At 42.2% G+C, this 12,635-nt stretch carries 9 protein-coding genes; 8 read left to right on the top strand and 1 reads right to left on the bottom strand.

Annotated elements, in window-relative coordinates; all coding sequences use genetic code 11:
* Positions 1 to 500: 500 nt before the first annotated feature.
* The 8 genes from nfsA (at position 501) to NDN60_RS08595 (ending at position 9,691) form a co-directional block, all read left to right on the top strand.
* On the top strand, positions 501 to 1,229 hold the full coding sequence (gene nfsA, locus NDN60_RS08630; protein ID WP_099947758.1) for an oxygen-insensitive NADPH nitroreductase: 729 nt from the start codon (positions 501 to 503) through the stop codon (positions 1,227 to 1,229).
* A 91-nt stretch (positions 1,230 to 1,320) separates the two neighbouring features.
* Positions 1,321 to 1,578: a hypothetical protein gene (locus tag NDN60_RS08625; protein WP_041820938.1), complete on the top strand. Its 258-nt coding sequence runs from the start codon at positions 1,321 to 1,323 to the stop codon at positions 1,576 to 1,578.
* A gap of 117 nt (positions 1,579 to 1,695) precedes the next feature.
* Positions 1,696 to 3,573, top strand: coding sequence for a glycoside hydrolase family 2 TIM barrel-domain containing protein (locus NDN60_RS08620; RefSeq protein WP_099947757.1), 1,878 nt, complete (start codon positions 1,696 to 1,698; stop codon positions 3,571 to 3,573).
* On the top strand, positions 3,557 to 4,513 hold the full coding sequence (locus NDN60_RS08615) for a beta-galactosidase small subunit (RefSeq protein WP_016265692.1): 957 nt from the start codon (positions 3,557 to 3,559) through the stop codon (positions 4,511 to 4,513). The genes NDN60_RS08620 and NDN60_RS08615 overlap by 17 nt, the downstream gene beginning before the upstream one ends.
* 162 nt (positions 4,514 to 4,675) lie before the next feature.
* Positions 4,676 to 6,376 (top strand): DUF6792 domain-containing protein, encoded by a 1,701-nt coding sequence (locus NDN60_RS08610; RefSeq protein WP_076639107.1) that lies wholly within the window; start codon positions 4,676 to 4,678, stop codon positions 6,374 to 6,376.
* 73 nt (positions 6,377 to 6,449) lie between these two features.
* On the top strand, positions 6,450 to 7,268 hold the full coding sequence (locus NDN60_RS08605; protein WP_011375397.1) for a DUF4767 domain-containing protein: 819 nt from the start codon (positions 6,450 to 6,452) through the stop codon (positions 7,266 to 7,268).
* Between the two features lie 15 nt (positions 7,269 to 7,283).
* Positions 7,284 to 8,267: a serine hydrolase gene (locus NDN60_RS08600; RefSeq protein WP_099947756.1), complete on the top strand. Its 984-nt coding sequence runs from the start codon at positions 7,284 to 7,286 to the stop codon at positions 8,265 to 8,267.
* 422 nt (positions 8,268 to 8,689) lie between these two features.
* Positions 8,690 to 9,691, top strand: coding sequence for a nucleoid-associated protein (locus tag NDN60_RS08595; RefSeq protein WP_011375395.1), 1,002 nt, complete (start codon positions 8,690 to 8,692; stop codon positions 9,689 to 9,691).
* A 56-nt stretch (positions 9,692 to 9,747) separates the two neighbouring features.
* Here NDN60_RS08595 and NDN60_RS08590 read toward each other — a convergent pair whose 3' ends face one another.
* A complete protein-coding gene (locus NDN60_RS08590) occupies positions 9,748 to 12,408 on the bottom strand; it encodes an HAD-IC family P-type ATPase (protein ID WP_011375394.1) in 2,661 nt (886 codons plus the stop codon).
* Between the last annotated feature and the right edge of the window lie 227 nt (positions 12,409 to 12,635).

The following is a 12,635-nucleotide window of genomic DNA, read 5'->3' as shown; positions in this document are numbered from 1 at the left end:
CACTTGAACTAATTAATCAACGACCATTAAAAATACATCATCAACAGACTGCCATTGAAAGATTCCGGGCTTGTTCGGATTAAACTTGTAATTTGCCAAAATAAAAGATAAAAAATATCATAGTCAAGTGTTAGAGAATGCCGAGAACAGTAAGACTGATAAAAAGGTGACAAAACAAGAAGAGTTTGAATTAATTAAAAGTCTAGATTATACGAGCTGGTATGTTGCAGATACAATTAATAAACGATATTACACGTTGAGTTTATTAGCGGCTAATCCTAATAGAAAACGGAAAGATGATAAACTTCGATTGAAAGTGAAAAAGCGAAGGCGACCATTATCCGTTAAAAGAGTTATGGAAATAAAGTTAAATTGTGAGAATAAAAATACAAAAGCGTTCTATCAGACTAAATATGGTCAATATAAGGATTAAGGTAGGCATTATCTGATCTTTTACTATAGAATAGGTATTATTATTCTAAGGTGATAGGAGTTTACCAATGTCTGATTTAATCGAACACCATGTTTCTGTTCGGAATTTTGAAGCGACACCCTTGAGCGCTGAGGTAAAACAGCAATTAATTGTGGCGGCCCAGAGTGGCTCGTCATCTAACTTCGTCCAAGCTTTTTCAATCATTGAAGTGACGGACTTAGCGTTGCGCGCCGAGATTGCGACGATTTCTAATAGTGCTAGCTACGTCAATCAGACCGGCACGTTTTACGTTTTCGTTGCGGATTTGTATCGTCAAGCTAGCATGTTGAAAGCCCAGGGTCAATCTTTGGCTGGCATCCAAAATATGGAGGCCTTGCTAGTCGCGAGTGTTGATACGACGATTGCTGCTGAAGATATGGTGGTGGCCGCGGAATCATTAGGGCTCGGGATTTGTTATATCGGCGGGATTCGCAATGATATCGCGCGGGTGGCTGAGTTACTTGGGTTGCCAGAATATACAGTGCCCCTCTTTGGGTTAACCGTCGGCATTCCAAAGACGAAAAATCAGGTTAAACCAAGACTGCCACAAATCAATCAAGTAGCGCAGAATCAATATCCACGGGCGCAATTTGCGGATTTAAAACAATACAATCAACAAATCGCAGATTATTACGCCAATCGGGGATCAAATCAACAACAGGCTGACTGGACAAGTAAGAATTTAGACTTTTTCAGTGCACCACGCCGTCCAGAAGTCGGGGACTTTTTGAAGAAACAGGGGTTTACATTAGTATAAAAACCTATTTTTTTAACTTTTCTATATTAAGCATTTAAATTCATTTAGTAGGGATGAGTATGTGATGATATAGAAAAGGAGGATGATTAAGATGAAAGAAATCAATGTATTGGCTCCCAATGTCGAAAAGCTAAAAGATTTATTAGATGAATTTCCTTTTGAAATATTCTGCTTTTATATAACTATTTTTGAAAAAACATATAATGAAGCATATGAGGATAAAAAAATAAATATTTTAGATCAGAGAATGATTGATGTTGTTGAAAAAGCTCTTCAAGAAGATTCTAACTTTAAATTAAATACTTTAAGGGTACTGGGGAAAGTAAATATGATAACGATAAAAAATTAAATCTGATAGTAAAAAGAACCCTGACACTAATTGTGTAGGGTTCTTTTTGACATCCCAGCGACAAACTTCTATACTCAAAAATGAAACCGTTTTAATTTAAACTTGGAGGTTAAGTTTATGCAACCTAATATTCAATGGTTAGATACACCGGCCGTCTTCAGAGTGGGCCAATTGCCTGCCCACAGTGATCACCGTTACTATGCGACACTGGCCGAAATGGCCCAACAACAGAGTTCGTTTGAACAATCTTTGAATGGCACGTGGCAATTTCACTACAGTGTTAATGCGGCGAGTCGTCCTAAATCTTTTTATGAATTAGCATTTGATGCGCAAGATTTTGAACCAATCACAGTACCCCAACATATCGAATTGGCGGGTTATGAGCAATTGCACTACATCAACACAATGTATCCGTGGGAAGGTCATTATTATCGGCGTCCCGCTTTTTCAACGTCCGATGACAAGCAACATCTCGGCATGTTTAGCGAAGCCGATTATAATCCCGTCGGTTCATACCTGCATCATTTTGATTTAACGCCAGCTTTGAGAAATCAACGGGTCATCATTCGCTTTGAAGGGGTCGAACAAGCGATGTATGTTTGGCTCAATGGTCAATTTATCGGCTATGCTGAAGATAGTTTTACACCGTCTGAATTTGACTTAACCCCTTATCTTAAAGAAACTGATAATTGCTTGGCGGTTGAAGTGCATAAGCGCAGTAGTGCGGCTTTCATCGAAGATCAAGATTTCTTCCGCTTCTTCGGGATTTTCCGGGATGTTAAGTTATTAGCTAAACCCCGCACGCATTTGGAAGATTTATGGGTAATTCCCGAATATGACGTGGTACAACAAACGGGACAGGTGAAACTTCGCCTTCAATTTTCAGGAGATGAAAACCGAGTCCATCTACGCATTAGGGACCAACATCAAATCATCTTAACGGCCGATTTAACAAGTGCCGCTCAGGTAAACGGCCTTTATAAGATGCCCGAATTGGTTCAAGCATGGTCCAACCAAACTCCCAACTTATACACATTAGAGCTAGAAGTTGTGGATCAAGCTGGGGAAACGATTGAAATTAGTCAGCAACCATTTGGCTTCCGTAAAATTGAGATTAAAGATAAAGTGATGTTGCTCAACGGAAAACGGTTAGTCATTAACGGCGTTAATCGGCATGAATGGCACCCTGAAACTGGTCGGACAATTACGGCCGAAGATGAAGCGTGGGATATTGCCTGCATGCAGCGCAACCATATCAATGCCGTCCGAACATCGCATTATCCAGATCGGTTATCCTTTTATAATGGTTGCGATCAAGCTGGCATCTATATGATGGCTGAAACCAATTTGGAATCGCATGGTTCTTGGCAAAAAATGGGGGCGGTCGAACCTTCTTGGAACGTCCCAGGTTCATATGATGAATGGGAAGCGGCGACGCTCGATCGAGCACGAACCAATTTTGAAACGTTTAAAAATCACGTCTCAATTCTCTTTTGGTCATTAGGGAATGAATCTTACGCTGGTAGTGTTCTTGAGAAGATGAACGCCTATTACAAGCAACAAGATCCAACGCGCTTAGTGCATTATGAAGGGGTCTTCCGGGCGCCCGAGTATAAGGCGACGATTTCGGATGTTGAAAGTCGGATGTATGCGACACCGGCTGAGATTAAGGCTTATTTAGATAACGCCCCACAAAAACCATTTATTCTCTGCGAATATATGCATGATATGGGGAATTCGCTGGGTGGTATGCAATCGTATATCGACTTATTGTCACAATATGACATGTACCAAGGCGGCTTTATCTGGGATTTCATTGATCAAGCACTCTTGGTGACAGATCCAGTGACTGGTCAACGTGAATTACGCTACGGTGGCGATTTTGATGACCGCCCATCAGACTATGAATTTTCGGGGGATGGGTTAGTCTTTGCTACCCGCGATGAAAAACCAGCAATGCAGGAGGTTAGATACTATTATGGCGAACACAAATAAACGCTTAGCAGTGATCTTCGGAGATGTGACTTTAGGACTTAAAGGCCCTGACTTTCACTACCTCTTTTCGTACCAAACGGGTGGGCCAGAATCATTGCGGATTCAAGGTAAAGAATGGCTATATCGCTCACCAAAACCGACTTTTTGGCGGGCAACTACCGATAATGATCGCGGCAACCAATTCCCATTGAAATCGGGAATGTGGCTAGCTGCTGATCAGTTCATTGCTTGTCAGTCGATTACAGTGGCGATTGACGGGCAAACGATTCCGCTGCCAATTGCGCCCGAGAACAACCGCTATAGTGGTCAGGAAACGGCCCAAGAAGTGACGGTTACGTATACCTATCAAACAATTACGACGCCGCAGACGACGGTAGAAGTCAGTTATACGATTCAAGCCAGTGGTAAAATCCGTGTAGCGGTGACTTATCATGGTCAAGCTGGATTACCATCATTACCAGTCTTTGGTTTACGCTTTGTCATGCCAACCCCAGCGACGCGCTTTATTTATCAAGGGTTGTCAGGGGAAACTTATCCAGATCGAATGGCTGGTGGAATGGCTGGTGAGTACGAAGTCACCGGGCTACCTGTGACGCCTTATCTGGTGCCACAAGATTGTGGTGTGCACATGGCAACTGATTGGGTAACGATTTATCGGCAAGCGGTTCTGGATAATCGTTTGCGCGAACCAGTCGAAACCGGCTTGAAGTTTAAGATGGTCGATCAACCATTTGCCTTTTCATGTTTGCCATATACCGCTGAAGAATTGGAAAATGCGACCCATCATTCAGAACTACCCGCACCACACCGAACAGTCTTAAATCTCTTAGGGGCCGTTCGTGGCGTGGGCGGTATCGATAGTTGGGGTAGCGACGTAGAAGCGGCCTATCAAATAGATGCGACGCAGGATCGCCATTTTGAATTTGAAATTTCGTTTTAAAAAGTAAAAAGAGTTGCGGCAAAAATCATTTTTGCCGCAACTCTTTTTTATTGTAAAGGGCTGTGGCGGGCGTCCTGTTTTCAAATCAGCTATAATAGTAAATAATATGTTTTATTGGTGGGCAATTGCCTGGGAAATAATGGTGAAATCGAGGTAATGATAATGGAAACTGAACAAATGATAATTTATTTAACCCGCCTAGAGACTGTTTTAGATGATTTAGGGAAGCTATTGTTCAAAGCGCATTTGAAGGTGCCACTTACCTTGGATCGCGAGCAATCACAAGAACTGTTGCGGCAAAATAATCGTTTTGAATTTAGGTACCAACAGCTGCGAAATCAAAAAACAAAGTTATTGAAGCAATTGCTGAAGTTGACGAGTGGCGATATTTATTTACGCCAGAAAATCGGTCAGTTGAACGAATTGAATCAGCAAAGCCAAGCAGCATTGGTTGCGGCACCAGAGTACAATCGGCAGCGCAAAATTAATCGCCTGCGTCAGTTAATCCTGAACTTACAAGGTGAAAAAATCGAAACCAGTATCGTCTTATGTGACCAAGTACTGGCTTATTTATACGAAACCGAAAAAACCGCGTTTATTGCGCACTACCGGCCAAATGTTGCGCCGGTGGCGGTGCCTTTTTTAAGCCGGGATTTCAAGATGGCGATGATGATGCTCAACTATATGGATATTATGTTCACGCCGGTTGAGTTACAGCGCCATATTCGCTTACTTGTTTATCGCTACACCCAAGAATCTGTGGATAATGTGTTGATATACGATGCGCGAACTATTTTACCGAATGCCGAGAAAACAGGATTCTCAGCCGTTGCGTATTATTTCACCTTCAAACAACAAAGTATGACCTTTATTTCGTATAAAGGAACAGAGGGGACGATGGATGATCCGCGAATCAAATCGTTTCGTCAGCGTTTGGATAATTATGTCCGCGAGAGTTATCAGGACTGGAAATATAATATCGACGCGATGTTGATTGGTCACACCGATAACGACGAGCAACTACAACTAGCACGGCGTTTCACCCGGTACGTGGTCCGACATGTTAAAAAGATTGAAGCAACGACACGGATTTATGGCCTCGGCCATTCACTGGGCGGTCATTTTGTCCAAACCTTGCAGTTATTAGATCAACCGTTTAATGCGGGTTACACCTTGAATGCGGCACCGGTCCAATTGAAGCAAATTAAGCATTATCGACCGGATTTATGTGATGACGCGACTTGGCAGGTATTGTTTGAATTAACTAAGCAAAATACGCAAGATAAGAAAATTGAGCAACTCCTGCAGGTTAAAACGGGCTTACACTATGCCGAAATTAATAATGAATGGTTTATCAAGGATTTAACGCGGATTTATTTTGGCTTTCCGTATACGTTCTATATTGGAACGGCCAATTATTTGAACGCCCGTAACTGGACCTATCCGTTTGTGGCGGATATTCGAGAGTATCTCAAAGATGATGAGATGCAGGCTTATAGTCAATTCTGGGGCAATCTAATTCATTACCTCAAACGAGTTGAGAACAGGAATGGCACGATTATTTTGGCGAGTTTGGTGACTTACGGACTCCAAGCGCTACGGGAAGTTTACGGTGCCATTAAAACACCAGAAGCCAAGCGCCTTTTTAGCGCTTATGCGCGTTATTTATCCGATGCCAAAATTTTCAAAGATACGCCAGTCGCGGTTCAGGAGAACTTCCAACGAGAATTATCGCGACCACAAACGGCTTTACGTGTGCTGCAAGGTGAGTGGCCATTTTTAAGTAGTGTGAATAACGAAATGGTTGAAACGGTGATTTATTTTCATACCATTGAAGGTGCCCGTTATTTTAAATCTGTATAAGGTTAGTGACCTATTAAGGGGTTAAAATAAATGGTATTATAAGGATGAAACTATATTACTCGGGGGGAACAACATGTTTTGCCAATATTGTGGGACTAAAAATGAAGCAGATTCACGATTCTGTATTAATTGTGGCAAGCCACTAGAAGACGCTACAGAACAACCAGCAACGCAACAACCTAAGGAAGATACGGTGACACCTAACAACTCAGCTAGTACGCCCCATGAACCGGTGGTTAGTCGTCAGGCAGTTAAACAACAATCAAAATCTAAAAAGTGGGTACCAATCCTCATTGGGGGCCTAGTTGTGTTAGCAATTGCTGTGGGGGCAGGCTTTTATTTACAAAAGCCGGCAGCAAATACTAAAATGGCAACAAGTGCTTCTTCAAAACAACAAAGCACACAAGCAAGTGACAGTGAAAGTATCAGTGATTCAGAAGTATCATCAAGTAGTTCGGAATCCGTTGCAAATCCGTTATGGACCGAGTCTAAGAAGGATAGTCTGCAGAGCTTTATGGCTGACTGGGGCACTGAAATGGATCAGGACTACCAAGAATATAGCGACCATCATAATGTCTCGCTGTATGGTGTTGATTTACCTGGCGACTTATTATCTGGTGCCATTCAAACCGAAGTTGGTGGGAGCCCAGTAACTGTTAAATGGTCTGAAGATGGTGTTTCGGCCAAGGCAGATTATAAAGTTGTCGCAGCTTACTCGGATGCCAACAGTGGTGGTGAAGAAGATCATTTTTATCTATTTACCATTCATGATGGCCGACCAGTGGTCTTGATTGCACAAGAAGGTCAAGGGAGCACATCAAGTTCGATTGCGTTTAAGGAAACAGAGAATACAACATTGAGAAATGGATTCAGCGACATAATCGGAAACTGAAAGTGAGGATGACAGATGGAACCGCGTAGAGAAAAGTTTAGTAGGCAAAAGAATCAACGCTTGGGTCGGAACATATTAGTAGTTGTGATCGGCATTATTGTGATTATTGCGGCTGGTATTGGTATCGCGGTCGCTAAAAATCGTCAAGGTCAAGCTGCTCAAAGTCGCGCTAAACAACAATCATTGGTTGCTCGCAAAAAGGCCCAGTCAAAAGCCAAAAAGGCCGCCGCTAACCGGTCACAAAAGGCGGTTAAACAAACAGCCAAAGCGACTGAAAAACCTAAGAAGCAACCAACTGAAAAAGCGTTGACCTTTGATACACAAAATCTAACTGCTAATGCGCAAAAGGTCGGTTATGGGATCTACTATTACAACAGTAAGCGCTCAGTCGGTAGTAATCAGGACCAACCTTTTATTTCAGCTAGTGTGATTAAGTTATTCATCATGGATTATCTCTATGACCAGATTAAACAAGGTAAGATTTCTGGCGGTCACTATATTGATAACCATTCAGTCGATGAATGGATCCAATTGATGATTCAACAGAGTGATAATAACGCGACCAACTTGTTAATTGATTTTGCGGGAATGACCGAAATCAATCAGTATATCCAACAACAAGGTTATACACAGACTAAGTTAGAACGGAAAATGTTAGATGATGCAGCCCGTAATCAAGGGTTGGATAACTATACGTCCGTGAAAGACGTCTTACAATTCTTGAACCAACTCTATCAAAATCGGGATCAGGCACCTTACAGTAAGATGTTGACGATTATGAAGGGCCAACAAACGCGGACTAAAATCCCAAGTCAATTGCCAGCTAATACGGTCGTTGCTAACAAGACCGGCGAGTTAGCCGATGTTGAAAATGATGTGGGGATCGTCTTTAAAGATAATGATCCATTTGCGATTGTTGTCTTAACAAATCAAGTCCAAAATCCGGCAGCTGAACGCCAAGCAATTGGGGCGTTAAGTTTAGCAGCCTTTCAAAAATAAGTATGATTAAGAGAACGTTGTGATAAATATCATTTTATCGCGAACGTTCTTTTTTGTTTGAAAATGGGCATTAGCGGGCATAGTCATGATAGTCGTTTTAGGGTATAATAATATCGGTTATAAACTATTGAAGGTTATTGCACAATAGCTAGGGTGCATCTAGATCAGGGGATTGATAGCCACTAAGCGTTATTTCGGGGGGAGTAATGCCTTAGTGACTGTTCAATTAGATGAACCAGTATGAAGCAAGAGTATCGGAGACGATTAATTATTGTAATTATGAGTGGGCACTCGTAATTAGACAGGTATCAATATCAAAATGAGACTAGGGTCGTTATCCTAGTCTTTTTTTGATGTTGCCAAATGGGAACGATGCTGATACGCTAATGAAAGCAAATCGTGTGAAATGAAGGGGATATATTGTGGATATTTATTTAAAACAGGCTATATTACAAGTGGTTGATCGCGAATTAGGCGCACCAATTTATTCCCAACAACCGCTGGATTTAACCAACGGCAATACGCGGGATTATTTAACCAATAAAATTAAAAAATTATCGTCAGCGCAGAGTAAAACAGGCGTGATTCGTCAGGGTTCTGAGGTTGCTAACCAACTATTGAATATCGCCTCAGATTTTACAGGTGTCAGTCAACAACTTGTGGATAAGTGGTATCAAGCTTACCAAAAGAGTGATGACGCGCCCAGTGCCGATGTTTTTATCGCCCTTTATGAACAGGATACGCAGGCTTATGTCGCTTTTTTGAAGGTTAATTATCATGAAGCTTATACCCACTATGTGAATGCTGAAGAGGGACCGCTAACCAATCAGTTAATTATTCACCAATCAATTTTATCTAATAAGACGCAAAAAGCAGACGAAGGGTTTGCCATCAATCTGCAGACCTTAGGGTTTGAACTAATTGAAAAACAATATACCTTCTCTGGAGATAAACGGCCATACCTGTCAACTGAAGTCATTGAGAGTGAACCGCAACCATCCTTGGAAGAAAATGTGCGGGTTGTGAAGAAAGCCGCCGAAAAAATTGGTGCGAAATTTGAAGTCGCTAAGCATGATATTGTCGCCAATGTGAAAGAGGCAATTTACGAAACGATTGAGGCAAAGGGTGAAATCAATACGCAGGATGTTGCGGCCAAGGTCTTCAAGGATAATGTCTCAGCACAAACGGAATTTAAAGCAGCGATGGTTGAAAAGGCGCCAGCGGATGCGCCCATTTCACCTGCCGTGCGTGAAATTGCCGAGAAGAAATACGGTAAACAAAAATTAAAATTATCAAATGGAATTGAATTAATCGTTCCAATTGACGTCTATCAAAATCCGGACCTATTTGAATTTATCAATCATCCGGATGGAACAATGTCAGTTGAAATCAAGAATGTCGACGAAGTGATTAGTCGATTATAGAACATGTATAAAAAGGGACTGTACAAAAGTAAATTTGCACAGTCCCTTTTTGGCGCTTATCGTTTTAGTTTAAGTCTGATAATCTTATCGCATTCCGTAATAATCAGGATTAAGAAACCAGCGCCAATTGATACCGCCCATTCTAATAGTGTTAGTGGTTCTGTATAGAATAGTTTTTGCATAAACGGTACGTAAGTCAAAATCAATTGGAGAACAATCATGCCAGCGATAATCCCGAAGGCTTTTGGATTTGAGAAGAAAGCTTTTGAAAAGGCTAATTTTGTTGTTCGGATGTTGAAGAGGTAGAAGATTTTGCTGATGACGATGATATTGACCATCATCGTACTTGCAGTCACTTGATCAACACCTCGGCCGAGTAACCAGTCATAGGCCCACAAGGCAATCAACGCCATTAAGACCGACACATAGGCCATCTGGAAGATGTCGTGTTTGTTCATTAAGGTTTGACCTGTTTTGCGTGGGGCCCGCGCCATAATGCCATCTTCAGCAGGTTCGAAGATGAAGGCAAATTGAATCGTAATTGCCGAAACCATGTTAATCCAGAGTAACTGAGCAGCTTGGAGCGGCATTGATTGTTGCATTAAAATCGTGAAGGCGATAATTAAACCTTCAGCAAATGACGTTGGTAATAAGAAGAGAATACTCTTTTTGATATTATCGTAAATACGCCGTCCTTCTTGAATTGCGACGGACATGGTGGCAAAGTTATCGTTGGTTAAAATCATATCCGCAGAATCCTTAGCAACATCGGTCCCTTTAATCCCCATTGCAACCCCAATATCAGCACGTTTTAAAGCAGGCGCGTCATTGACACCGTCACCGGTCATTGCCGTCACTTTGTGTTGTTTTTGGAGCGCTTCGACGATTTCGAGTTTGTTGCTAGGAGTGGTTCGAGCGAAAACCTGATGTTCAACCGCGGCAATTTCTTTATCCTCAGGGGATAATTGATCCCATTCAGGGCCGGTAATGGTTTTGATGACTGGGGCCAAACCTAACTTTTCACCAATTGCTTTGGCGGTCAAGGGATGATCACCCGTAATCATTTTGACATCGACACCGGCCGCATTCATTTCAGCCAGTGCTTGAATCACTTCGTCACGAGGCGGATCGATAATGCCGGCTAAGCCGAGCAAGGTAATCCCTTTGTTAAGACCTTCATGCGTAATCGTCGTTGTTGATGCTGGTACGTCGAGGTAACCGACAGCCACGACCCGTTTACCTTGTTCGGAGAGTCGTTGAACGTGTTGATTCCAAGTATCTAGTGGGAAGGCAGCGTCTTTTTGTTGCGCCATCGGGAATAATTTATCTGGTGAGCCCTTAATGTAGAGGCGGCGTTGACCAGTTGTTGTTTGAACTAATTTGGCGATATAGCGGTAATCAGAATCAAACGGCAACATGTCAATTTCGGTATTTTGCGGTACTTGATCAATCGAGAAACCTTTGTGGTAGACCGTTAAAAAGGCACCATCGGTTGGTTCACCGTTAATTGCCCAACCCTCATCTGATTTGAAAAGGGTGGTGTCATTGGCTTCAAAACCGGCTTCTAAGAATAGGGCGAGAGTGTCATCGATAACAGCTGGTTGATCAGCTTGTTGAATTTGCCCCTCAGGTGCATAACCGTTACCAGAAACATGGTAGATTTGATCGGCGGTAATGATATCTTTAACCGTCATTTCATTTTTCGTTAAAGTCCCAGTTTTATCAGTTGCAATCACATCAACGGAACCTAATGTTTCAACAGCGGGTAAGGTTTTAACGATCGCGTGTTTATTTTTGGCCATGTCACTAACACCCATAGCTAAAATAACAGAGGTTGTTGCAGGGAGTCCTTCCGGAATTGAACCAACAACCATCGTGACGATAGCGATGGCAAGTACCGGTAATGAGTAGAGGCCGCTGATGAAACCTAAGATGAATAACAAGATGGCAGCGGCAATAATCACGTAAGAAACACCGGCCCCTAACTTATTAATCTCGCGGGTCAGCGGTGTGGGGCGACTTTGTGTATGCGTAACTGCTTTTGAAATTTGACCAATTTCAGTTTGTTCAGCGGTCGCGACAACCACGCCCAAGCCACTCCCGTTTGTAACGGAGGTTGAGGCAAACGCCATGTTAATTTGGTCCGCTAATGGGACAGTTGTTGGTGTGAGCGCTGCTGCTTGTTTATCGACCGAATCAGCCTCACCGGTCAGTGCTGATTCTTCGAGGCGCAAGTTATCGGTATCGACAATTCTTAAATCGGCAGGGATGCTATCGCCGGCTTCTAAGAAGACGACATCACCAACCACTAAATCTTCGGTGGGAATATCGATTCGTTGGCCATCGCGATAAACGGTTGCTTCGGTCGCCAATAAATCCTTAATGCGTTCAAGTGCATCTGAGGCGTTGGCTTCTTGGTAGTAACCGATAATCGCATTGATGATGACCACTAAACCAATAATGATGGCATCAGAATAGTGACCCATCAGAGTTGTGAGTAGCGCAGCTGCAATTAAGATGTAGATAATCAGGTTATTAAATTGGCGAATGAAGAGTTGCCATTTAGGTGTTTTTTTACTTTCTAGTTTGTTAGGGCCGTTTGTGGCTAAACGTTTTTGTGCCTCGACTTGGGAAAGGCCTTGTTCAAAATCATTTCCCGGGTAATCTTTCTGTAAATCCTCAATCGATTGATTGTAAGGGTTAATCTGGGTTGTCATTGTTGATCTCCTTTATATTGAAATTCATAATAGTTAAAATTAACGCCATTATTCCTTTCGCCAATAAAGATTGCTTTTTAAGCAATAACACGCCGCAGCGTCGGGGTTATCTTTCAAAAACGTTCACCTCCTGAATAGTCTCTATATTTAAATTATCAAGAAACTGATGCTGTGTCAATCTAATAAAAATTATTAGCAATAGCTAAGCAATACTTTTGTAATTGTGC

Source organism: Latilactobacillus sp., from assembly GCF_033176295.1.
GTDB lineage: Bacteria > Bacillota > Bacilli > Lactobacillales > Lactobacillaceae > Latilactobacillus > Latilactobacillus sakei.
This window is presented reverse-complemented; position numbering and strand designations above follow the sequence as displayed.

Excerpts from the sequence above, each read along its gene's own strand:
- NDN60_RS08615 (WP_016265692.1), top strand. The coding sequence starts at position 3,557 with ATGGCGAACACAAATAAACGCTTAGCAGTGATCTTCGGAGATGTGACT.
- nfsA (WP_099947758.1), top strand. The coding sequence starts at position 501 with ATGTCTGATTTAATCGAACACCATGTTTCTGTTCGGAATTTTGAAGCG.
- NDN60_RS08620 (WP_099947757.1), top strand. The coding sequence starts at position 1,696 with ATGCAACCTAATATTCAATGGTTAGATACACCGGCCGTCTTCAGAGTG.
- NDN60_RS08605 (WP_011375397.1), top strand. The coding sequence starts at position 6,450 with ATGTTTTGCCAATATTGTGGGACTAAAAATGAAGCAGATTCACGATTC.
- NDN60_RS08625 (WP_041820938.1), top strand. The coding sequence starts at position 1,321 with ATGAAAGAAATCAATGTATTGGCTCCCAATGTCGAAAAGCTAAAAGAT.
- NDN60_RS08610 (WP_076639107.1), top strand. The coding sequence starts at position 4,676 with ATGGAAACTGAACAAATGATAATTTATTTAACCCGCCTAGAGACTGTT.
- NDN60_RS08600 (WP_099947756.1), top strand. The coding sequence starts at position 7,284 with ATGGAACCGCGTAGAGAAAAGTTTAGTAGGCAAAAGAATCAACGCTTG.
- NDN60_RS08590 (WP_011375394.1), bottom strand. The coding sequence starts at position 12,408 with ATGACAACCCAGATTAACCCTTACAATCAATCGATTGAGGATTTACAG.